Genomic DNA, 22,216 nt, shown 5'->3' with positions numbered 1-22,216 from the left:
GTCCATTTTCAGACTGGGCTTTTGTGCTTTTAAATGAGCAATTGCCTGTTTATCTAAAAATGATTCACAAGTCACAAAGTACTTGCGATATTAGAGCAAACGATCTCGAAAAATGAAATTCCTATCTTCCTTTCTGTCAAGCCTTCTCATACTTACATTTCCAACTTTACTGCTTGCCCAAGACATCATGCCTCCCGCTATTCCTTGGAATGGTCAAAGCACAGAATTACTTGTGGATAAGTCAGACAAATGGGTAACTCCTTTTGAGCTTTCTGATGGTTTGGAGTCGCCTACCTATGCGGAGACTATGGACTGGATTGAGAAATTAGTAGCTAATTCTGACTACCTAGAAATCGTCACTATTGGAACTAGTGAACAAGGAAGAGCAATAAATATGGTGATTGCGTCAAAAGATAAAGGCTTCTCCCCTGAAGAGTTATCCACATCCAAAAAACCGGCTATTTTCTTCCAGGCAGGAATCCATGCAGGAGAGATCGATGGCAAAGATGCTGGCATGATGCTACTACGAGATATTTCCCAAGGGAATAAATTAGCCCTTCTGGATGATGCTAACCTACTTTTTATCCCAATTCTAAATGTGGATGGGCATGAAAGAAGAAGCGAATTCGGCAGAGTAAATCAGCGAGGTCCAAAAGAAATGGGCTGGAGAACTAATGCTCAAAACCTAAATTTAAACAGAGATTACACCAAATTGGAGACTGCAGGAATCCAAGCGGTAGCCAAAGTTATCAACAGCTACGATCCTGATCTCTATGTCGATATTCATGTCACAGATGGTGCCGATTACCAATACGATATTACCTATGGTTTTGTGGAAACAGGAGGCTACTCTCCAGAAATTTCAACTTGGCTAGCCACTAGCTTCAAACCGGAAGTAGATCAAGCTTTAAAAAATAAAGGTCATATTCCTGGCCCATTGTTATTTGCTGCAAATGGAAATGATTTCTCCCAGGGCAATGTAGCTTTTTCATTTAGTCCAAGATTCTCTCATACCTATGGAGACATCAAGCATGTTCCTTCTATTTTGATAGAGAATCATTCTTTGAAACCCTTCGAGCAACGCGTCCTAGGCACTTATGTGTTCTTAGAACAGGCAATCAAATCAGTTAGCGAACATTTTGCGGAGCTACAATCGGCAGTGAAATCCGATAGAAACCAAAAGCCGAGTGAGATCACCGTGAAATTTGCTTTCAGAGAAACTCCGGCAGATTCAATGGAGTTTTTAGGAATCGCTTCGAAAAAAGAAACATCCGAAATCACCGGAAGAGAATACGTTGTTTGGGAAGGAAAGGAGATCACCCAGATCGTACCAAGCCTTTTGATGGATAGACCAGTAGAAAATGTAAAGGTTCCCAAGGCCTATTGGATTCCAGCAGAATGGAGCATAGTCATCCAAAAAATGAAGGCTCATGGTATTGAAATGGAGATTTTGCAGCAGGAGAAAGAACTGAAATTGGAATTTTCCAAAGTCGGAGACTTCAAAATGAATAATCAGCCCTATGAAGGATTGATGCGCTTCCAATCATTTGATCTGGAGAAATTAGACAGAACTGTCAGCCTGCAACCAGGTTCGGCTCGGATCAGTACCGATCAACCACTTGCAGAACTTCTAGTGATTCTGATGGAGCCTGAGTCCATCGATAGCTTTTTCCAGTGGGGATATTTCAATTCTATTTTATCCCAAACGGAATATATGGAAACCTATATCATGGAACCTTTGATTGCTAAAATGCTGTCTGAAGATGTTGATTTGAAGCAGAGATTTGAGGCAGAAAAAACTTCAAATGCAGAATTCGCCAAGTCTCCACGAGCAATCTATTCCTGGTTTTATAAGCAAACTCCTTACTTCGATCAAAACTGGAAAGTAATTCCGGTTGGCAGAGAGTGGTAACTATTAATTTGATGAGTTAAACAATAGTTAGGGAAGGTGAAAATCCCCAAAAAAACGCTGCTTTTAAAGTCTTTTCCTTATATAATTTGGCTCTATTTAATATTGCTTCGTAAATATTTTAGACCTCTGCATTCTACTGAATAGTTTTAGTGACAGTATTTTTTTTAAATTTAGAGTACTAATCTAAAATTCCATTGGATGAAAAAATTGTTTATTATACTCGGATCGATTATTTTTTTGCTCGCTATAGGTATCACTGGACTGAAGTATTGGGTTCAAAACAATTTTGAAAGTAGGCTAAACTCCAACCCAGATCGAAAATATGATCTAAACTATGAGAATTTTACTATAAGTATTCTTGCGGGAAATATTGAATTGGACAATCTGAAAATCACCCCCTTAAACACAGACAGCCTGCCCTCTGTTATTACTGGAACAGTAGAAAAGGCTGAATTAGATGGAATAAGCTTTCTTTCATTTATTACCGCCAAAGCGATCAAAATTCAAAAATTGAGTTTTTTAACTCCAGACTTTACAGTAATCCACAGTGATTTTCCCAAAAAGTCAACCACTACTACCAAGCCATTCCAAAGTCTTTTCAAAGACATTATTTCTAGAGGTGAGATCAAAAACTTTTCGCTACTAGGCGGAAAAGCTGAATTGTTATATCAAAAGGATACGCTGCAAAAAATCGGATCTTTTGAAGGACTTGAAATCATCGCTACAGGCTTGGTTACTGATTCGGTTCAGGTAGGAAGAGCGATTCCTTTCAAACTAGAAAATATAACCATCAGTCTCAAAAATTTCTCCTACCTGACTACTGATGGGCAGACATTGAGCTTAGGCGCATTTGATTTTGACCTAGAAAAAGGGCAGATGGATTTGGAAGCATTAAGCATGAAGCTAAACTCCACATGGGAGGAATATGCTAAAACCCAACCTGTGCAGAAGGGTATCATGTCATTTGATATTGGCCATCTAGCATTAAGAGGATTGAGCAGTGAAAGCCAGTTCTATGATTCACTGATGGTGATCAGTCAATCACTGGAGATAGATAGTTTAGATCTGCATGTCTCAAAAGATAAAAATAGACCCTTGCCTCCGCAGGTGGCAAAAAAGGATTTTTCGAATATGCTAGAGGAGTTATCTTTCCCTGTAGCCATAGACTCTTTGCTCATCAAGAATTCCAAAATAACCTATTCCGAAATTGAATCAGGAAAGACAAAAGCGGGTACAATCACTCTATCTGAAGTCAATGGATTAATTCAGAATGTATCATCAATCGACGCAGTGGAGAAAGAAAAACCTTTGCTGATAGCTATTTCGGCAATTTTCGATGGATCCGGAAAACTAAATCTCAACGTCACAGAAAATTACTTCGAAAGAAAATGGGTTGCTGATCTCACATTGGAAGCCATGGACATGAAGCAATTGAACCAGACCGTAAATCACCTAGCGGGTATTTCAATAGTAACTGGAGACCTGCAAAAACTCCATATGAAAATGGAAGCTACTGCTACAGCTTCGGACAACCATTTTCTGATGCAGTACAAAGATTTGAAAATGGAACTTATCAATCCTGATGATCACAAAAAAGGCTTTATGAGTTCGGTAGCTAATCTTGCTATTCACAAGCAACATCTACCAGGTGACAAGAATTATCAGGAATTGACTTATTCCACTACTCGCGACATCTACAAGGGACCGATAAACTTAATTTGGTTGAGTGCAAAAGATGGTCTGATGGCAACTATTCCGTCCAAGGTAGTGCAAAAGCTCTTGCCTCATTCCAAAGAAAGTAAGGCAGAGAAGCAAGAAGAAAAGAAGGATAAAAAGGAAATTAAAGCTGAGAAAAAAGCTGAACGAAAGGCAAAAAACAATTAGTCCGGATAGGCATCTATAAAAGAGAGATATTTTGAAAGTGTAATTGAAGATCCAGAAGGCAATTGGATTGAGATTATTGTTTGATTTTGCTAGCAATCGCATTTCTCTGATTTTGCCCAGTTTCACTTTTTTACAGTTCAGTAGCGGATTTCTACATTTCAGTAAGCTTTAATTTTTTGAGGAGCTTTAGTCCTGCACATTTGATTCAAATCTGAATCGAAATGAATCCACGACAGCTACTTTTTATCACTTTTCTCCTGTTGCAAACTCAAGCTTTTGCCCAAACAAGTCTCCATGGCCAAGTGCTAGACGAGAGGGGCATGCCTCTTCCAGGAGCGAATGTGCAGATCAAAGGAAGTTATGATGGTGCGACTAGTGAGCAAGATGGCAGCTTCCAATTTGAGACTTCAGCGACAGGATCTCAGGTGTTGGTTTTCAAGTTTCTTGGCTTCAAAACCCAAGAACTGTCGATAAGTCTCGACACTAATTCTCTACAAATCCCACTAGTCAAATTGATCGAAGAAATCACCGAAATGAATTCCGTGACGATCACCGCAGGAGCCATGGAGGCTTCGGATGAGAAAAAATCTGTAGTGCTGAGACCACTGGATATCGTCACCACATCAGGTGCGATGGGCGACATTGTAGGAGCTTTGCAAACTTTACCAGGCACAAGCACTGTGGGCAATGACGGCCGTCTTTTTGTACGCGGAGGTGACGCCAGCGAAGTTGGAATCTACATCGATGGACTACGTGTAGGAAATGCCTATGGAAGCACCACGGCAAATGTGCCTACCAGAACTCGCTTTAACCCAAATATTTTCAAAGGGACATTTTTCAGTACAGGTGGATACTCCGCAGAATATGGTCAGGCGCTTTCATCTGCTTTGTCGCTGAATACCAAAGACCATTCCTTGAGAACTCAAGGTGATCTTTCCATCATGTCGGTAGGTGGTGGCTATTCCCAAACCCTTGCCAATGACAATCAAAGTATCTCGCTTACCGCAAATTATTTTGACCTAAAACCTTACCAAAAACTAGTAAAGCAAGATTTTGACTGGGAAAGAGCTCCTTATGGCTGGGATGTGGAATTGTCTGCGCAGCAAAAGCTAAAGAAGGGCGGTCTCGTGAAAGTTCTGGCCCGAACTGAAGCTGGGGGAATGCAGCTTTGGCAAGCTCAGCCTGGAGAAGATGGGCGGGGAATGTTTGTAAATCTTCATAACAAGTATTCATACGCACAGAGCAATTGGAGGAATTCCTACGAGAATGGCTGGTCCTTGTTTGGAGGTCTTTCAGTCTCTTCCAATAAAGATGATCTGATCATTGATTCCATTCCACTAGAAAGAAAAAATCTGCTTTCACATGCCAAATTCACTGCAATCAAAGATTTCTCGGATCGTATCTCAATGAAAGTTGGCACCGAGTATTTCATCCATAACTACTCCGAAAAACTCCAATTAGAGAAGCAGGAAAGAAGTTTTGAAGAAGGGGAAACTTATCTCTTTACGGAATGGGATTGGTATCTGAGCAAAAAATTAGTGCTTAGAGGTGGATTGCGAGCGGGAAACAGCCAATTGGCAAAACAGACTTGGGTAGATCCTCGTATTTCGCTAGCCTATCAAATCTCAGAATTTGGTCAAGTATCTCTAGCCACTGGTCAGTATCATCAATTACCGATTGAGAATTTCCGAGTAATTGACCCAAGCATTGGCAATTCGAAGTCAAAACATCTAATCTTAAACTACCAGTACCAGAAAGATGGTATTACGTTTAGAGCAGAGACTTTCTACAAAAGCTATGAAGACCTGATTACATTTAAAGGAAATACTAACAACCCAAGCCAGCTACAGAATGCAGGCTCGGGCTATGCTCGGGGGCTTGATGTTTTCCTTAGGGATCGAAATAGCATCAAAAATACGGACTACTGGATATCATACAGTTTCGTAGATAGCAAAAGAATCTATAACCAGTATGAGACGAAAGTTCAGCCTGATTTCGCCCCAAAGCACAATTTCTCATTGGTCGTAAAGCATTTCATTCCGACACTCAAATCCCAGCTTGGGACTACATACTCCTTCAATGATGGGTACAAGTATACAGACCCTAACCAATCTGGTGAAATGAACTCTAAAACCAAAAGTTACCAAAGCCTTAGCCTCTCTTGGAGCTACTTGCCAAAGCCAAATCTTATCATTCATTTCGCAGTGCAAAATGTATTCGGCAGAGAAAATATATTCGGCTATTCCTATGCAAGCAAACCCAATGAACAAGGAGTATTCGAGTCACTTCCCACTGGACAGCCAGCACCTAGATTCCTATTCTTGGGGATTTTCCTCACGCTTTCTAAAGACAAAACAGCAAATAACTTAAACAACTTATAATTATGAAAAAGTACATCTTAACCCTCGCTCTCTCTTTAGTATGGATAGCTTTTGCGCAAGCATCTGATCCAGCTTTCATCGCCGCCATGCAAAAGCAATTGGATGCGAAAAAGACAATCGCAACCTATGAGCAATCCCAAACGGTGACTAATGGTTTTTTAAGGATTGCTGATGCTTCCGAAACTGAATGGCTTCCTTACTATTATGCCGCTCTACTAAAAACAGAAGCTGCTTTTCGCTTCGAAATAGATAAAGATAAAAGCTTAGACGAGGCTTTAGAACTTGTGAAAAAGGCAGACAAAATTGCTCCCGGAAACTCTGAGATCACAGCCTTGAATGGCTACATTTTGATGGGAAAAATAAGTTTGGACCCTGCAGGTCGTGGACAAACCATGAGTCCACAGGCGATGCAGCTTTTTGGAAAAGCAATTGATTTGGATCGTGAGAACCCAAGGGCAGTTACGCTGATGTCACAAATGGAATTGGGAATGGCGCAATTCTTCGGAACAGGGCCAGAAAAAGCCTGTGGAATGGCAAGAATGAGTTTGGAACTATACACAAAAGAAGAGGCTAAAATCACTGATGAATACATCCTACCTACCTGGGGAAAAACGGTAGCAGAGCAGGTTACTGCTAAATGTGATTAATAGATACTTAATTAGGCATTCCTTTCTTTCAGTTTTGGGAGAAAGGAATTGCCTCATTTTACTTAATTTCCAGCTATGCCAGAAGTAAACGAATTAAGAAGCTGCAACACCAAAGGAGGAATTTGGAAAAGTCTTCCGAGCTTTCTGATTATCAACTTTGGAATTGTGATGATTCTAATGTTGTTTTTCTGCCCTAGCTGCTTTTTAACCTGGGAAGGAATCAAGAGCATGGTGCCGGATTTCATTTTTTCATTCGCCATCACTGCAGCCATGAGTTTGGGTGGAACAGCTGTAGAGAGCTACTTCGACAAAAGAATTTCGTGGATTCACCATCCCGTAAAACGATTCATTTTTACCAGTATCACCTATTTGAGCTACGCGTTCTTAGTCGCGTTCATTATAGTAGGAATATATTCGTGGTGGAGAGGTGGATTTACCCTTGAAAGTATACCGTGGAAGTTGCTTTTCAACTATTCCTTGATGCCAATGGGCATTGCTTTAGGATTTATGGCCTTGTTCACCACTCGCTCTTGGTTGTTGGAATGGAGAAAGTCAGCACTCGAAGCTGAAATTCTACGAAACGAAAAACTGGCCAGTCAATATCAGTCTTTGAAAGATCAGCTCAACCCACATTTTTTATTCAATTCTTTGAATGTCCTTTCGGGTCTCGTCTATGAAAATGCAGATAAATCAGCAGCATTTATCCAGAAGTTATCGCGCATATACCGCTACGTATTAGAGGCTCAAAAAGAGGAATTAATATCCTTAGAAAAAGAGATAGACTTCGCAGAAAATTACTTGGAGCTTCAAAAGATCAGATTTGAAGAAAGCTTGAAGTTTTCTATAGAAATCGGAGATCGCACAGGCAATATTCCTCCACTCTCTCTTCAACTTCTGCTAGAAAACGCTATAAAACATAACATTGTAAGCGAGGATAATCCGCTATTTATCCACATTTTCAGAAAGGAAAATAATCTATGGATTAGCAATACATTTCAACCCAAAACCTCTCAAACAGAACCATCTACTGGCGTTGGATTGAACAATATTAAATCAAGATATCAACTTCTTTCTAACAGAAACATTGAGGTCATTCAGACTGAAGATGAGTTTCTGGTTCAACTTCCAATTTTAGACTTATCCACATGAGAATACTGATCATAGAAGATGAAAAACCTGCTGCTAATTTACTTATCAAGCAAATTAAGCAATATTTTCCTGAGGCTGAGATTTTTGGAAATCTAGATAGCATTTCAAAAAGTATTGCTTGGTTTCAACAAAATCAAGATCCAGATTTGATTTTTTGTGATGTTCAATTGGCAGATGGTATAAGCTTTGAAATTTTTGAAAAGGTCAAGTTATCAACACCAATAATTTTCACAACAGCTTTTGACCAATACGCCATAAAGGCTTTTCAAGTAAACGCCATTGACTATATTTTGAAACCAATAGATACCAAAGATCTAGCTAGGGCTGTGGATAAGTATCAAGAAAACCAGATTAGATCAACCATCGAACTAGATGTGCTGAAAGGCCTCCTTAATCCGAGTAAAACAAGCTTCAAATCTAGATTTTTGGTACGCTACGGAGAGAAAATTCAAAGCATACCAATAGCAGATATTTCTTATTTCAGCAGCGAAGAAAAAGTCACTTTTTTACAAACTAAGGAAGGAAAAAAATATGTTCTCGAAAGCACCTTGGAACAAACAGAATCACATGTAAATCCAGCCAATTTTTTTCGAATCAATCGCAAATACCTCTGTAGTATGGAGGCTATAGATGGAATTTTTTCTTATTCCAATAGTCGTCTTAAGGTGACCTTGAAAAACTGTGCTGATCCAGACATTCTAATAAGTCGTGAAAAAGTAACTGATTTCAAAAACTGGCTGGACCAATAATTTAGATAAACCGAAATTCTAATGTATTTTTTGGAAGATGAATAAAAGCAATGACTATCAACGCAAGCAAGAAGAACTCACTTGGCTTGAAAATCTCCAACGAAATAGCTGGGAACCGGAAGTAATTATCTCTGGTATTACCTTGGCATTTTTATTTGCTTTCCCTGCTAAGATTTATCTATTCTCAGCATCTTTAGTTCAAGAACTAGGCATCGCTTACCTGCCAAGCATGTTGATTCTATTTTACCTCACCACCATTATTTCTGTTTTCAAGATATTCTTTGTGGTGCATTTGTGTTTACGATTTGTCTGGGCTGGATTGCTGGGTCTGAGCTATGCCTACCCGCATGGGGTGATTAATAAAAACCTCTTCAAAATGGGTCAAAAGTATCAATATCAAAACCCATCAGAAATGGTATTGAAGTTGGAAAAGATCTGTAGTATGACCTTTGCTTACCCAGTTTCTCTCGTATTGATCTTTTTAGTTCTTACCGTTTACTTAGGCCTTCTCATTGGGATATACGTTTGGCTTAACCTCAACTTATTTATAATTTCTATAGTTTTTGTGTTAAGTCTCGTTCTTTTGGGGGTAATGATGCTCTCCAAAAAGAGAACAAAATTCAAAGCTTGGTATTCGGAAAGCATGCTAAGTTCAGTCTCGGCCATTTACCAAAGCAATCTCGGCAAATGGACTGCATTGTTCTATGGCATATCCATTTTTGTGCTATCCATGCCTCTCATTTATGCTGATACGGTAGATTTCTCAATGTTCAGAAATGATCGAAATATTAAAGAGAAAGAAATAGAATGGCCTGCAAAACACCTACACTTTGAAAATGAGCATGAGCCTAACACTCGTTTTCCAAGAGCTTTTATTTCTACAGAGGAAGTCAATGATGACTTACTAAGACTAGGTATAGCCCGCTACGAAGGGGATACCAAAATCATTAACGAACTGAAATCAGATTTTAGGAATGATTTGAAATCTTTAGCCTGGAAAAATCTAGACGAAACTGCTGATCTGCACAGAATATTTATAGATGAGCAAGAGATTCCTATCGATTCGTGGAGCAAGCATCGACTTAGGAATACAAATCAGAAAATTTATCAGACAGGAATAGATATCTCATCTTTAAAGAAAGGAGTTCATACCATTCGAGTTGAAAAGCTGTTGCTGGAATATGGATTTATAGACAATCATGCTGAACTTATTCAATTGAAGAACTGGGCACATTTTGAATTTATAAAACGGTGAGTTTTTTTTTGTACCGAATTATTTAATTTAAGAGACAAATTTGAACCATATCCCATGAGAAAATTTACTTTACTCAGTTTCTTTGTCCTTTTGATTCTTGGAGTTTCCTGCTCCACTAAGCCCCAAAAGGAAATACCAATCCTCGATTTGAAGGATTTGATCGTGGATACTTTGTATTTGGAGAAGGATACTTTGACCAAAGATTTGAGTGACAATTTCAGCTATTATGAAACTGATTCAGGAGAGGTATTAGTTACTTTTTTGAGCCATCAACTACGGGTGTATAGCTATCCTGAAGGAAAGCAGCAGAAAAAACAACACTATGAGATAGAGGGGCCAGATGGAATAGGCTCCTTCATTACAGGTGCATTTGTAGATGAGAATAGTCTATACGTGCTTTCTCAACAGAAAGAATTGATTCAGTGTGATTTCGACGGAAAAGTGATTCATAGATGGGATCTTCCTAAAGTAAGTGAAGCCAGAAAATATGCTAATTATTCCACAGCAGGATTTAACAGAATTCGAAAGTCTGGAAATGAGCTCTCCTTCGTAGATATTCCTTATGTTTTTATAGATGGGTTTGAGGATTATGATCAGTGGGGTATGCTTTTCAATACCGAGTCGCACAGTTTTTCTAATTTTAATTTCCGCTATCCGAAGACCATAATAGAGTTCACAAACGACGATCAATTGGGGCTTTTTAGTCATGTTTATATTCCATCCACCAAAGAACATCTGATAAGTTTTGCGATATCAGACTCGATAGCTGTGGTGAAAAATGGGAAGCAGACCTGGAAATGGGCAGGGACATCCGAATCGCTAGAATATAAAAAAGGTACAACTGTGCCAAGCGGGGAATATATTGTCTTCCAACCTGATCATTCAAGTAGCAAATACAATGGTCTAGATTATGATACACATGCTAACAAGATTCTACGTTGGATTAGAGTAAAAGGCCCTACTTTGGAGAATATGGCACAAGAAAGGAATCGCTTATTAGTTTTCGATGAGAAGTTGAATCGAGAGGCAGAACTAGAATTTGACAAAAAGGAATTAGGAATGTATGGATTCAATACACCCAAAGGCTATGCGCTTAGTCTATATTCCGAAACTACAGATGATGTAACAGCATTCGCAATAATAGATTTCTCTAAAATCAATGAAGCGAAAACCGACACCAAATAGGAAACAAAAATCTAGACTAATTCACAATTCAAATAAAACGCTGCAACTACAGGTAAACTTTATGACCTCCGCGGTTGAAAGCCTTACAAAAATCCCCATAAAAAAAAGCGAGACTAATCAGTCTCGCTTTTTACTTGTAGTTCGATTTCCTCTCCAGATTCATCTAAGAATCTGTATTCCGTCACGGGTAGGGAAGAATCTTTGATCAGTTTTATCCACTTATTATACTTGAAAAACCACTTCACTCTTCGGCTAATTACTCCGGTAGTAAAGTATGCGTGCAGGTAGGGATGCAGCCCAATTTGTATTTTACTCACATTCTGGATAGTAGCAATGTGATCCAGGTCCTTTTCCAGCTTATCAGCTACCAGGATAGAAGCCTGGATTTTGCCGGTGCCGTTGCAAGACGGGCAAGTCTCCTTAGTCACAATATTGACTTCGGGTCTTACTCGCTGTCTGGTGATCTGCATGAGCCCAAATTTGCTCAGTGGCAAAATAGTATGCTTAGACCTGTCAAACTTAAGCTCCTCTTTCATCGCTTCGAATATGGCCTTTTTGTTCTCGGCCTTTTTCATATCGATAAAATCGACTACGATGATTCCTCCCATGTCTCGGAGGCGGAGCTGTCTGCCAATTTCTTTAGCGGCAACCAGATTGGTTTGCAAGGCCGTTGCTTCCTGGTTACTTTCCTGATTGGATTTATTACCACTGTTCACGTCAATGACATGCAGGGCTTCTGTATGCTCGATGATCACATACCCTCCTTGCGGAAGGCTGACCGTCTGTCCAAACAGGCTTTTGATCTGTTTTTCTATTCCAAAATTTTCAAATAGCTTGGCTTTACCGTTGTAAAGCTTGACAATTTTTTCTTTTTCAGGAGCTATATTCCTGATGTAGGATCTGATCTGATCGTAAGTAGATTCTTCTTCTACGGTGATTGCGTCGAATGATTCATTGAGCAGGTCTCTCACAAGTGAGGAGGCCATACTCATCTCTCCGATAATTTTGTCGCGACTCTTGGCTTTCATCAATTTGGCCATGCCTTCTTCCCAGTTGTTGAGAAGATTGCGAAGGTCTTTATCTAAGTCACTAACGGACTGACCTTCTGCCACGGTACGGATAATTACTCCGAAATTGGCTGGCTTAATAGAATTGATGAGTCTCAGGAGACGTTTTCTTTCCTCATTGCTTCGGATCTTCTTGGATACGTTGACCGAATCCGAAAAAGGTACTAGCACGAGGTAGCGACCTGGTAGAGAGAGCTCACAGGATAGTCGAGGCCCCTTCGTAGAGATGGGTTCTTTGACGACCTGAACTAAAATCTGTTGATTTTTGGACAGCGGACCGGAGATTTTTCCAATCTTGTCGATTTCAGGTTCGTTTTCAAAACCCTTCAAATTGTAATTGCCGTAGTTGTTGTTGCGAACCATTTTGGTGAACTTCGTCAGGCTGTTGAAATTTGCCCCGAGGTCCTGGTAATGAAGAAAGGCGTCTTTCTCATAACCTACGTCAATGAAAGCTGCATTGAGCCCATTGACGATTTTGCGGACCGTACCGAGATAAATATCTCCAACTTTGAACTGATTGTCCATTCCTTCGGAATGCAACTCAACCAGGCTCTTGTCTTGAAGGAGGGCAATTCGACTTCCGTTTTGAGCAGAATCGATTAACAATTCCGTACTCAAAATCTCGTCTTATTATATTATGTAAATGAACGTTTACTCACATGACAATAAGAAGAAGTGTATTACTTCTTCTTATGTCTGTTTTTTCTTAGTCTCTTCTTACGCTTGTGCGTAGCGATCTTATGTCTTTTTCTTTTCTTTCCGCAAGGCATAGTCTTTGGATTTAGTAGTGATACAAATAAATTATAGCTTTTCGAGATAGCTTTCGACGGATCCTAGGATCATTTCATCCTCGGTCATCGCTTTAACTTTCTCAAACTGAGCTTTCGCTTTGTTGTTTTGTTTGGCTTCGAAATAGCTCACTGCCAAGTAAAACTGCCCCTGAAGATTATCCGGGTGATATTGGATCAATTCTTCGAATCGCTCAGTGGCACGCTTGTACTGGCCTGATTGCATAGATAGTACACCCATGTTGAACAGCCCATCCTCATTGCTAGGGTCCTCAGCCAAGACTTCTCTCAGCATCGTGATTCCCTGCATTGGGTTGGACGAGGACACATAAGTCATCGCTATCTTTGTTTTCAAATCCAAACGGGTGGGATCATTATCCAACACCTGATTTAAATACTTTCGGGTCTGTTCGGCAGTGTAAGATACCTTTTCTGGATCTAGTGCAAAGCTGAATGCCTCATAATAGGCGTTTCCTGCTTCTTCTGCTAGCTCCATGTCTGACTGCTGATCAGCTGCCAAACTTAAGTAATATCCTGCACTATCGTACTTCCCAAGTTCCTGATAAATCGCAGCAATTTCTTCCGTGGAAGATTTTACGACTTCTTTCGAAGCATTTTCAGCGATTTGAAGTTTCAGTGTATTTATCTGAAGTCTCTGATCAGGACTTAACTCAGCCTCATGCATCGCTACTGGATCGGTGGATGAAGTGGCAGCGGAGTCATTTTCTTGCGAAACTGAATCTGCCTTACTTTCATTGTCCACGACCACAGTAGGTAGTACATACAATCCTCCGATTGTGATGACCCCTAATGCAATAAGTATGAGTTGAGATCTTTTCATGGTAAAAACCCTTAAGATTTAGTCTTGAAGAGCTAGTTCCTTGATTTTTTTACTGTTTTTGATCTTCTCTACAAACACCTTAGACGGCTTGAATGCCGGAATGTAGTGCTCGTCGATAACGATCGCTGTGTTTTTGGAGATGTTTCGGGCGATTTTTTTAGCTCTCTTCTTATTGATGAAGCTACCAAATCCTCTCACGTAGATGTTGTCTCCTTCGGACATTGAATCCTTCACTACTTTGAAGAACGCCTCAATGGCTTGTGTTACATCATCCTTTTGGATACCTGTCTTGTCCGAAATCTTAGTGATTACTTCTGCTTTAGTCACTGTAATATTAATTTAGAAATTACGAAATAAGCTTAACAACCTATTAACCAAGTGTTTTTGGGACTGCAAATGTACGAGAACGATTGCAATTAAAAAACATATTCACAAAAATTACCGTGATTTGTATGATAGACACTAATTGACTATGGCCCACAAAACCACTGAATATCAGGCTTTTTCGCATCAAATACTAACTTGGTATCGTGAAAATCCAAGAGATTTACCATGGCGAGGAATCGTTGATCCATACAAAATTTGGCTCTCTGAGATCATTCTTCAGCAAACTCGAGTCGCTCAGGGCTTACCTTATTATTATGCTTTTGTGGAGACTTACCCTACGGTAAAAGATCTTGCTTTGGCACCCGAAGAAGAAGTCCTCCGCCTCTGGCAGGGATTGGGATATTATAGCCGAGCGAGAAATCTCCATGCTTGCGCAAAAAGTATCTGGTTTGAAATGGGCGGTGAGTTTCCCAACACATACGATGAACTCCTCAAACTAAAAGGAGTTGGCAGCTACACGGCCTCCGCAATTGCAAGTTTTGCTTATGCTGAAGTCAAAGCTGTGGTAGATGGCAATGTATTTCGGGTGCTGGCTCGCTACTTCGGGATTGATACCGACATCGCCAGCTCTCCAGCCAAGAAGGAATTTGAAGCATTAGCCAATCAGATTATCCCAAAGGATCAGCCCGGGGAGTTCAATCAGGCGATGATGGACTTCGGCGCTAGACTTTGCACTCCCAAAAATCCAGGCTGTGAATCCTGTCCATTAAAAGACTCCTGTTTTGCATTGCTACATAATATGGTGTCGGATCTTCCTGTGAAGGTCAATAAAATCAAAATCAAGGAGCGTCACTTACACTATTATGTCATCAAGTGTGGAAAAAACTGGGTATGGAAAAAACGAACTTCAGGAGATATCTGGGAAGGCCTTTTTGATTTTCCTCAGGTAGAATCAGGCACAGGAGATATAGCTCCTGCGATGGAGATTCCCTCCAGTTCAGCCGAAGAAACTCAGCACTTGCCCAAGAAATACAGACACATCCTGTCACACCAACGATTAAATGCCGTTTTCTCAGAAGTCGAAATTGCTGAAGAAAACTTGTCAAAACTTGAAAACTGGTGTGAAGAAGAAGGTTTTATGCTCGTAGAAGAAAGCCGAATCGAATATTTGGCCAAACCAAAGTTGATCGTGAACTTTTTGAACGATCAAGGGATTTAAGTACCTTCAAGTATTAGATTTTTTCAATCTTAAATCAAACAAATTATGGCAGGAGTAAATAAAGTAATCTTAGTAGGAAATCTCGGCGCAGACCCAGAAGTGAAATATCTAGAAGGTGATAATGTAGTGGCAAATGTAAGTTTGGCAACCACAGAAGCTTACAAAAACCGAAACGGCGAAAGAGTAGAACAAACAGAATGGCATGACCTAGAAATCTGGGGAGCTCAAGCTAAAATAGCTGAGCAATACCTCAAAAAAGGCAGTCAGATCTATGTAGACGGCAAAATTAAAACTGACAAGTGGCAAGATGAGCAGGGACAAAATCGCTACCGAACCAAAATCAGAGTGTTGAGTTTCACTATGCTCGGTCCAAAACCGGATGGAACAGGAAGCCCTAGTGCTCCTCAGCAATCCACACAACAAAGACCAGCTTCGGCGGCACCTACTGCAGCACCAAAACCTCAAGAAACAGTAGCAGACAATGCAGATGATGACTTGCCATTTTAATTATTCATTCCCCTGGAAGCAATTTTCAGGGGAATTTTTTAATTTTGCATTAACCTTTGCGGTTTAATACATGGACGATCCCTATCCGAGTTACCATTTACTCGCTCAGATTAGCTCACCCTCGGTAGGCTATCTGATTCTAAATGGGTTGCTTTTTATACTACTATTAATAGGCTCTGCCCTAGTTTCTGGTTCAGAGGTGGCATTTTTTTCCCTAAGCAATGAAGACTTAGGAAATATTGAAGAAGAAAACACCCCACGTGGAAAAAAAGTAATCAGCCTAGTTGATTCCCCCAAGCATCTTCTCAGCACTATCCTTATACTCAACAATCTTATCAATATTGGGATAGTGACCTTAACTACTTTCGTGACTTGGTCCATATTTGGCACCAACGCCTCCGGCATTGTCATCATCTTGGTTCAGACAGTAGGTATCACCTTTGCAATAGTCTTCTTTGGAGAAATAGTCCCAAAAGTCTACGCCAATAAGGCCAAGGTGGAATTTAGCATGGTCATGGCTCCTACCATCGGTTTTTTCTCCACAGTACTCAAACCCATCTCTCTATTTTTGATGGCTTTTAGTAATCTTCTGGAAAAACGTATCGAAAAGAAAGGCTATTCACTTTCTGTAAATGAGCTAAACCAAGCCTTGGATTTGACAACGGAAGATGCTCCGAATGAAGAACGGGAGATTCTACGAGGCATCGTAAACTTCGGCACGCTCACTGTGAAGCAAGTCATGCAAAGCCGTATGGATATCACCGCGGTGGATATGGAAATGGATTTCCACGAATTGATGGATAAAATCAACAAGAGTGGTTATTCTAGAATCCCTGTGTATGAAGAGACCATCGATAAGATCCAAGGCATACTTTATATCAAGGATCTTTTGCCCTATATAGAGCAGGAAGAAGACTTCAAATGGAATGAGCTGATCCGCAAAAGTCTCTTTGTGCCTGAAAACAAGAAGGTGGACACGCTCCTCAAGGATTTTCAGCTGAAGCGTGTGCATATGGCCATCGTGGTGGATGAATATGGAGGAACTTCTGGCTTGGTAACTTTAGAAGATTTGATTGAAGAAATAATCGGAGAAATCAACGATGAATTTGACGATCATGATGATATTTTCTTTCGTGAGATTGATCCAGCCACCTATATTTTTGAAGGCAAAGTCTCGCTCAATGATTTCTGTAAAAAACTAGAATTAGACTCGCAGATATTCGAAGAAGTCAAAGGTGAAAGTGAATCTCTGGGAGGCCTGCTTCTTGAGCTGAATTCCAAATTGCCAAAGAATGGCACGAAGATCAAGTTTGAAGATTTCGAATTTACCATCCTGGCGGTGGATTCCCGAAAAATCAAAAAAATTAAGGTTCATATCAATTCCTTAGACAAAGAAACACTTGGTCCACATACAGACTGAAAATCAGCTTATTACAATAATTTGTAGTTTCCCCTATTTTTCGAAATAATATATTGGACAAATTTCTCTGAAAAGAGCAATCCCAAGCTGAAAGCAGATTTCACGAAAAATAATTTTTTTATTTTCAACTTTATTTTTCCACATATTTGAATCGAGAGATTCTCATACTAATTTTCATAATTGAATAAAAAAGCAGCCTATTTCTTCAAATACTGACAAAAATTTAATGTCTCAGTTCATTTTTTCATACCTAAAGGCTAATTGTCAAAATATTAATAAAGTCAAAATCCATAAATAATAAGGCACTAAAGCAGCCATTTTGTTGCCGAAATTTTAATAGGACATTTTTTTTCTGTAATTTTTGGAAATTTTGAACCTAATAAATTCTATTAAAATGCAAGAAGGTTTGTATCGATCGGAGTTTGAGCATGACTCCTGCGGTATAGGTGCGGTTGTCGATCTGAGTGCAGTTCCCTCACATGAGACGATTAGCGATGCCTTATACATGCTAAGCAATATGGAGCACCGTGGTGGTCGTGGATCTGATCCTAAGACTGGCGATGGCGCTGGCGTATTAATTCAGGTACCTCATCAGTTCCTCAAGGATATTACTGCACGCACAGAAATTGAGCTTCCAGAAGCTGGTTCTTACGGTGTAGGTATGACCTTTTTCCCAAAGAATAAGCAATTATTTCATCGCTCAAAAGAACTCTTAAATCAGCTGATTGAAGAGTTGGATTTTGAATTGATCGGCTATAGATCAGTACCCGTGGATGAAACAGTGCCAGGTTCTGGAGCACTGGAAGTAATGCCGAATATTGAGCAGCTCTTTGTCAAGCACAAAAAAGGACTTACCGGAATAGAGTTGGAGCGTAAACTCTATGTCCTGAGAAATTACTCCACTTCAGAAATCAATACTAAGATTCCTGGAGTGAATCAGTCGTTCTATTTTGCGAGTTTGAGTAGTCAGACACTTATATATAAGGGTCAGTTGCGAACGGATCAGGTTTTGGCCTTTTACAAGGATCTTCAGAACTCGAAAATCGAATCTGCTTTTGCGATCGTCCACTCACGATTCTCTACTAATACTTTTCCTAACTGGAGACTAGCACAGCCTTTCCGTTTTCTTTCTCACAATGGTGAGATCAATACGATCAAGGGAAATCTGAATAAGATGAAGTCGAAGGAAAATCTCATGAAGTCTAAGTATTTCACTGATGAAGAGCTTTCCAGACTGATGCCAATCACCGACAAACACAAGTCGGATTCGGCCAATCTTGATGCTATGGTAGAACTTCTGACTTTAAGCGGTAGATCTCTTCCACATGCGATGATGATGCTTGTGCCAGAAGCTTGGCAGGATAATGAGGTCATGGATCGAGATAGGAAGTCTTTCTACAAATTCCACGCATCACTAGTAGAGCCTTGGGATGGACCTGCAGCATTGCTATTTACAGATGGAAAATCCGTAGGTGCTACCTTGGATAGAAACGGTCTCCGTCCACTAAGATATTTTATCACCAAAGATCAGCGACTTATACTTTCTTCTGAGGCGGGAGCTTTGCCTATTCGCGAAGCTACTATCCTAGAAAAAGGTAGAATCAGTCCAGGAAGAATGATCTGGGCAGACTTGGAAAAAGGTCGTGTCGTATTTGACGAGGAGGTAAAAGGAGAAATATGCGTGAAGCAGCCATACGAACAATGGGTGGCAGATCAGCGCATCAAGCTACGTCTCGAAGATGCTCCTGTCACGCTGACACATCCATATTCTACAGAGAATATCAAAAAGCAACAAACCATATTTGGATACACATCTGAAGAGCTCAAGGTAGTATTAAGCCCTATGGGAAATACTGCATATGAGCCTATCGGATCAATGGGAGCAGATACTCCGCTCGCAGTCCTATCCAAAGAAAGTCAACATATTTCCAATTACTTCAAACAGCTATTCGCTCAAGTAAGTAATCCGCCGATTGATCCTATCCGTGAGCGATTGGTAATGTCTCTATTTACCCGTCTGGGTGTAGGACAAAATATCTTGGAAGAAAGTCCTAAGCATACACGCCAAATTCATATTTCCCAGCCAGTTCTTCTGAATGAAGATTTGGAAAAGGTCAAAAATATGGAAGGCCAAGGCTATAGATGTGCCACGCTTACTAGTCATTTCATAGCTGATCACAAGCCTGGAAGGCTATTAGAAGCCTTAGACCAACTTTGTGATGAAGCGGAAAAAGCGATCAATGAAGGGAAAAATGTTATCATTATCTCCGATCGAAACAGCACGGTAGAATATGCACCTATCCCTTCTCTATTAGCGATCGGAGCTGTTCACCATCATTTGGTCAGAAAGAAAATCAGAACTAGTGCCGGCTTGGTATTAGAATCTGGAGATATTCGAGAGACACATCATTTCGCTACTGCGATTGGTTATGGAGCCTCTGCCATCAATCCATACATGGCTTTGGAATCACTGTTGAATATGTTTGAAAAGTCTGAGCTTCCAAATGCAAAAGACCAGAAGACAGTTTTTTCAAACTATCAATCTGCGATAGGAAAAGGACTATTGAAAGTTCTTTCTAAAATGGGAATTAGTACGCTTCAATCGTATCAAAGTGCCCAAATATTTGAGGCATTAGGCTTAGGCCCAGATGTGATTGATAGATGTTTCAAAGGGACTATTTCTAGAATATCTGGCATTTCATTTAATGAATTAGCTGAGGAAGTCTTGATTCGACATAGAGCTGCTTACGAGACAGAATCGCCGATACTAGAGCAAGGAGGCGTTTATCAGTGGAAAAGAAGAGGTGAGAAACACTTGTTCAACCCTGAAACAATTCACCTGCTTCAGAAATCAACTCGCTTAAATGATTATGGATTGTATAAGAAATTTGCATCCAAAATAAATGAGCAAAGCAAAGATGCCTTGACTTTAAGAGGCTTATTTGAATTCAAAAAGAGAATCTCTGTTCCAATCGACGAAGTAGAGCCAGCCTCTTCCATCATGCGAAGATTTGCTACTGGAGCGATGTCCTTTGGTTCTATTTCTCACGAAGCACACTCTACTTTGGCGATAGCCATGAATAGAATAGGAGCTAAAAGTAACTCTGGTGAAGGAGGAGAAGATGAGGTACGATTTGCCAAAAAAGAAAATGGGGACTGGGAGCGCTCTGCAATCAAGCAAGTAGCTTCTGGTAGATTCGGTGTTACGAGTAATTACCTTGCAAATGCTGCCGAACTTCAAATCAAGATGGCACAAGGTGCTAAGCCTGGAGAAGGTGGACAGCTTCCTGGTCATAAAGTAGATGATTGGATCGGTAGAGTAAGACATTCTACTCCTGGAGTAGGATTGATATCCCCTCCACCTCACCACGATATTTATTCAATTGAAGATTTAGCTCAGCTGATCTACGATTTGAAAAATGCGAATAGAAAGGCAAGAATCAATGTGAAACTTGTTTCTCAGGCTGGAGTAGGAACAGTAGCAGCAGGTGTGGCAAAAGCCATGGCTGATGTGATTCTAATCTCCGGTGCTGACGGAGGAACTGGAGCATCTCCATTGAGTTCAATCCGTCACGCAGGCTTACCATGGGAACTTGGGCTTTCTGAAGCTCATCAGACTTTGGTGAAAAATAACCTTCGTAGCCGTGTGGTACTTCAGACCGATGGTCAGCTAAGAACGGGTCGTGATCTTGCGATTGCGACACTTTTAGGAGCTGAAGAATGGGGAATCTCCACTGCCGCTTTGGTGGTAGAAGGATGTATTATGATGAGAAAATGCCACCTGAACACTTGTCCAGTGGGTATTGCAACTCAGAATCCAGACTTGAGAAAACTATTTACTGGTGATCCTGATCATGTAGTGAATTTCTTCCAATTCCTTGTTCAAGACCTCAGAGAGATCATGGCATCCCTCGGATTCCGTACTATAGACGAGATGGTAGGACAAAGTAACGTCCTTCAATCTACGGGTCATTTGAACCACTGGAAATGGGATAAAGTGGACTTGAGTCCTATTTTCCACAAAGTAGAGGTTCCGGATCATGTAGGAATACATAAGCAAATTGATCAAGATTTTGAGCTGAAAAGAGTATTGGATCGGCAGTTGATCAAAGCTGCGCTTCCTTCGCTAGAACAAGCTATGGCTTCATCTGGAAGTTTCCAGATCAAAAATATTGACAGATCCGTTGGGGCGATGTTGTCCAATGAGGTTTCCAAAATATATGGAAGTCCAGGTCTGCCTGAGGATACGATCAATTTCAAATTCACAGGTTCTGCAGGTCAGACCTACGGTGGATTCCTTACCAAGGGCATCAACTTCGAACTAGAAGGTGAAGCCAATGATTACTTTGGCAAAGGGTTATCAGGTGGGAAATTAATTATCTATCCTAGCAGAAATGCCAAATTCAAACATGAAGATAACATCATCATCGGCAACGTAGCATTCTATGGCGCTACTTCTGGAGAGGCATACATTAACGGAAAAGGCGGTGAGAGATTCTGTGTACGAAATTCAGGCGTACAAACCGTAGTAGAAGGTATCGGAGATCACGGTTGTGAATACATGACTGGTGGACTGGTAGTGAATCTTGGAGAAATCGGAAGAAACTTCGCTGCAGGTATGAGCGGTGGAATAGCCTATATTCTCAAGGACTACATCACTGAAATCAATCCAGAATTAGTAGATATAGATAATCTAAATGAGGAAGATTTCAGCACGATAAAAACCTTCCTGAAAAGACACGTAAAACTGACCAAATCGGAACTGGGAATAAGATTCCTAGAAGATTGGGATACTTCCAAAAAGAAGTTTATCAAGGTAATCCCTAGAGATTACAAGGCAGTTTTAGAGAAAAGAGCATTAGAACAATCAAAATCATTGGTGTAA

The 22,216-nt window shown here is 40.3% G+C and carries 15 protein-coding genes; 12 read left to right on the top strand and 3 right to left on the bottom strand.

Translation table 11 applies throughout. The features are described 5' to 3' along the window. Window positions 1-112 precede the first annotated feature (112 nt). From LV85_RS01180 to LV85_RS01145, 8 genes are all read left to right on the top strand, one after another. Window positions 113-1,912, top strand: coding sequence for a M14 family metallopeptidase (locus LV85_RS01180; RefSeq protein ID WP_111316343.1), 1,800 nt, complete (start codon window positions 113-115; stop codon window positions 1,910-1,912). A 198-nt stretch (window positions 1,913-2,110) separates the two neighbouring features. Then, window positions 2,111-3,796 (top strand): AsmA family protein, encoded by a 1,686-nt coding sequence (locus tag LV85_RS01175; RefSeq protein WP_111316342.1) that lies wholly within the window; start codon window positions 2,111-2,113, stop codon window positions 3,794-3,796. A gap of 221 nt (window positions 3,797-4,017) precedes the next feature. Then, a complete protein-coding gene (locus LV85_RS01170; RefSeq protein WP_111316341.1) occupies window positions 4,018-6,177 on the top strand; it encodes a TonB-dependent receptor in 2,160 nt (719 codons plus the stop codon). A 2-nt stretch (window positions 6,178-6,179) separates the two neighbouring features. After that, window positions 6,180-6,824, top strand: coding sequence for a hypothetical protein (locus tag LV85_RS01165; protein WP_111316340.1), 645 nt, complete (start codon window positions 6,180-6,182; stop codon window positions 6,822-6,824). 75 nt (window positions 6,825-6,899) lie between these two features. Continuing rightward, the gene (locus tag LV85_RS01160) at window positions 6,900-7,973 is read left to right on the top strand and encodes a sensor histidine kinase (RefSeq protein WP_111316339.1); all 1,074 of its coding nucleotides are present in this window, start codon (window positions 6,900-6,902) and stop codon (window positions 7,971-7,973) included. Next, window positions 7,970-8,722, top strand: coding sequence for a LytR/AlgR family response regulator transcription factor (locus LV85_RS01155; RefSeq protein ID WP_111316338.1), 753 nt, complete (start codon window positions 7,970-7,972; stop codon window positions 8,720-8,722). Before LV85_RS01160 ends, LV85_RS01155 begins: the two co-directional genes overlap by 4 nt. A gap of 37 nt (window positions 8,723-8,759) precedes the next feature. After that, window positions 8,760-9,977, top strand: a complete 1,218-nt coding sequence (locus tag LV85_RS22135) for a hypothetical protein (protein ID WP_170125592.1) — start codon at window positions 8,760-8,762, stop codon at window positions 9,975-9,977. A 54-nt stretch (window positions 9,978-10,031) separates the two neighbouring features. Then, window positions 10,032-11,162, top strand: a complete 1,131-nt coding sequence (locus LV85_RS01145) for a DUF4221 family protein (protein ID WP_111316337.1) — start codon at window positions 10,032-10,034, stop codon at window positions 11,160-11,162. 113 nt (window positions 11,163-11,275) lie between these two features. Here the strand turns inward: LV85_RS01145 and LV85_RS01140 are convergent, their stop codons facing one another. From LV85_RS01140 to LV85_RS01130, 3 genes are all read right to left on the bottom strand, one after another. Continuing rightward, on the bottom strand, window positions 11,276-12,847 hold the full coding sequence (locus tag LV85_RS01140; protein WP_111316336.1) for an Rne/Rng family ribonuclease: 1,572 nt from the start codon (window positions 12,845-12,847) through the stop codon (window positions 11,276-11,278). A gap of 183 nt (window positions 12,848-13,030) precedes the next feature. After that, window positions 13,031-13,858 (bottom strand): tetratricopeptide repeat protein, encoded by an 828-nt coding sequence (locus LV85_RS01135; RefSeq protein WP_111316335.1) that lies wholly within the window; start codon window positions 13,856-13,858, stop codon window positions 13,031-13,033. A gap of 18 nt (window positions 13,859-13,876) precedes the next feature. Then, window positions 13,877-14,185: an HU family DNA-binding protein gene (locus LV85_RS01130; RefSeq protein WP_111316334.1), complete on the bottom strand. Its 309-nt coding sequence runs from the start codon at window positions 14,183-14,185 to the stop codon at window positions 13,877-13,879. Between the two features lie 145 nt (window positions 14,186-14,330). On the opposite strand from LV85_RS01130, the gene mutY reads away from it, so the two are divergent. The 4 genes from mutY to gltB all read left to right on the top strand — a co-directional run bounded on the left by mutY (window position 14,331) and on the right by gltB (window position 22,216). Further along, a complete protein-coding gene (gene mutY, locus LV85_RS01125) occupies window positions 14,331-15,404 on the top strand; it encodes an A/G-specific adenine glycosylase (RefSeq protein WP_111316333.1) in 1,074 nt (357 codons plus the stop codon). A gap of 45 nt (window positions 15,405-15,449) precedes the next feature. After that, window positions 15,450-15,911: a single-stranded DNA-binding protein gene (locus LV85_RS01120; RefSeq protein WP_111316332.1), complete on the top strand. Its 462-nt coding sequence runs from the start codon at window positions 15,450-15,452 to the stop codon at window positions 15,909-15,911. 70 nt (window positions 15,912-15,981) lie between these two features. Then, window positions 15,982-17,331 (top strand): gliding motility-associated protein GldE, encoded by a 1,350-nt coding sequence (gldE, locus tag LV85_RS01115; protein WP_111316331.1) that lies wholly within the window; start codon window positions 15,982-15,984, stop codon window positions 17,329-17,331. A gap of 394 nt (window positions 17,332-17,725) precedes the next feature. Next, a complete protein-coding gene (gene gltB / locus LV85_RS01110) occupies window positions 17,726-22,216 on the top strand; it encodes a glutamate synthase large subunit (protein WP_111316330.1) in 4,491 nt (1,496 codons plus the stop codon).

The sequence above is a fragment of the Algoriphagus chordae genome (genome assembly GCF_003254055.1).
Taxonomy (GTDB): Bacteria; Bacteroidota; Bacteroidia; order Cytophagales; family Cyclobacteriaceae; genus Algoriphagus; species Algoriphagus chordae.
This window is presented reverse-complemented; position numbering and strand designations above follow the sequence as displayed.

Excerpts from the sequence above, each read along its gene's own strand:
- LV85_RS01180 (WP_111316343.1), top strand. The coding sequence starts at position 113 with ATGAAATTCCTATCTTCCTTTCTGTCAAGCCTTCTCATACTTACATTT.
- LV85_RS01175 (WP_111316342.1), top strand. The coding sequence starts at position 2,111 with ATGAAAAAATTGTTTATTATACTCGGATCGATTATTTTTTTGCTCGCT.
- LV85_RS01170 (WP_111316341.1), top strand. The coding sequence starts at position 4,018 with ATGAATCCACGACAGCTACTTTTTATCACTTTTCTCCTGTTGCAAACT.
- LV85_RS01165 (WP_111316340.1), top strand. The coding sequence starts at position 6,180 with ATGAAAAAGTACATCTTAACCCTCGCTCTCTCTTTAGTATGGATAGCT.
- LV85_RS01160 (WP_111316339.1), top strand. The coding sequence starts at position 6,900 with ATGCCAGAAGTAAACGAATTAAGAAGCTGCAACACCAAAGGAGGAATT.
- LV85_RS01155 (WP_111316338.1), top strand. The coding sequence starts at position 7,970 with ATGAGAATACTGATCATAGAAGATGAAAAACCTGCTGCTAATTTACTT.
- LV85_RS22135 (WP_170125592.1), top strand. The coding sequence starts at position 8,760 with ATGAATAAAAGCAATGACTATCAACGCAAGCAAGAAGAACTCACTTGG.
- LV85_RS01145 (WP_111316337.1), top strand. The coding sequence starts at position 10,032 with ATGAGAAAATTTACTTTACTCAGTTTCTTTGTCCTTTTGATTCTTGGA.
- LV85_RS01135 (WP_111316335.1), bottom strand. The coding sequence starts at position 13,858 with ATGAAAAGATCTCAACTCATACTTATTGCATTAGGGGTCATCACAATC.
- mutY (WP_111316333.1), top strand. The coding sequence starts at position 14,331 with ATGGCCCACAAAACCACTGAATATCAGGCTTTTTCGCATCAAATACTA.
- LV85_RS01120 (WP_111316332.1), top strand. The coding sequence starts at position 15,450 with ATGGCAGGAGTAAATAAAGTAATCTTAGTAGGAAATCTCGGCGCAGAC.
- gldE (WP_111316331.1), top strand. The coding sequence starts at position 15,982 with ATGGACGATCCCTATCCGAGTTACCATTTACTCGCTCAGATTAGCTCA.
- gltB (WP_111316330.1), top strand. The coding sequence starts at position 17,726 with ATGCAAGAAGGTTTGTATCGATCGGAGTTTGAGCATGACTCCTGCGGT.